The organism is Sphingopyxis italica (genome assembly GCF_011926545.1).
GTDB classification, from domain to species: domain Bacteria; phylum Pseudomonadota; class Alphaproteobacteria; order Sphingomonadales; family Sphingomonadaceae; genus Sphingopyxis; species Sphingopyxis italica.
Genome location: NZ_JAATIT010000012.1, coordinates 1 through 1,221 on the forward strand (window position 1 = coordinate 1; position 1,221 = coordinate 1,221).

Annotated in this window: 1 protein-coding gene; it reads left to right on the forward strand. The window is 63.1% G+C overall.

Going from position 1 to position 1,221, the window contains the following annotated elements:
• Positions 1-53: 53 nt before the first annotated feature.
• On the forward strand, positions 54-1,214 hold the full coding sequence (locus tag GGR90_RS19245) for an IS30 family transposase (RefSeq protein WP_167923030.1): 1,161 nt from the start codon (positions 54-56) through the stop codon (positions 1,212-1,214).
• The last annotated feature ends 7 nt before the right edge of the window (positions 1,215-1,221 follow it).

Below are 1,221 nucleotides of genomic sequence, written 5' to 3' on the forward strand. Positions count from 1 at the left end.
GGTGGGTTCAACGGATCGCCGCAACACTTCATTCTTTGAGGAGGAGTGTGAGGATGAAGCAGCGTCAGCGGATTTATTACTCGGCGGCACAACGATCGGAGATCTGGGACCGGTGGCAGCGCGGGGAGTCGATGAGTTCGATCGGGCGGCGGTTTGATCGGCAGTCATCGTCGATTTTCTCGGTGCTGTCGCCGTCGGGCGGCATTCGTCCGTCGGAGCGCAAGCGGTCGGAACGATCCCTCAGCCTGAGCGAGCGCGAGGAGATATCAAGAGGCCTTGTCGCCGGCCGCTCGCTCAGAGCGATCGCAGCCCAGCTTGGTCGGGCGCCTTCGACGATCAGTCGAGAGGTCGGGCGGGGTGGCGGTCGCGATCGGTATCGCGGGACCGTTTCGGATCAGGCAGCATGGGACCGCGCGCTGCGGCCCAAGCGGTGCAAGCTCGCTTGCTATCCCGCCTTGCGCCGAACAGTATCGCGCAAGCTGCGCCGCAGTTGGTCACCCGAGCAGATCGCTGGCTGGCTCAAGCGCGGCTTTCCGGACGGAGAGCAGCACCGCGTGTCACACGAGACGATCTACAAAAGCCTGTTCATCCAGGCGCGCGGCGTCCTGAAGAAGGAGCTGCTCGAGCATCTCCGGGCGAAGCGCACGATCCGCCGCTCGCGCCACGCCAGCCTGAAGCGTGACGGGCTTGGCCAGATCAAGGATGCGATATCGATCAGCGAACGCCCCGCTTCGGTCGAGGACCGCGCCGTGCCCGGACATTGGGAGGGCGATCTCATCTCTGGCGCACGAAACAGCCATATCGTGACGCTGGTCGAACGCCAGTCGCGCTACGTGATCCTGGCCAAGGTGGCGAACAAGGAGACCGCCAGCGTCGTCAAGGCCCTGATCAAACAGGCGCGCAAACTGCCTCGCGAGCTCTATCAGTCGCTGACCTGGGATCGCGGCAAGGAGCTTGCCGATCACCAGCGCTTCACCTTGGCTACCGAGGTCGAAGTCTATTTTTGCGATCCCCAAAGCCCGTGGCAGCGCGGCACCAACGAAAATACCAACCGCCTGCTGCGCCAGTATCTGCCCAAGGGAACCGATCTCTCCCTGCACAGCCAGGCCAAACTCAGCGCCATCGCTCGCCAGCTCAACGAGCGCCCCAGAAAAACCTTGATGTATCAGACACCGGCTGAAATGTTCGCTGAGCGTGTTGCGGCGACCCGTTGAACCCACC

Excerpts from the sequence above, each read along its gene's own strand:
- GGR90_RS19245 (WP_167923030.1), top strand. The coding sequence starts at position 54 with ATGAAGCAGCGTCAGCGGATTTATTACTCGGCGGCACAACGATCGGAG.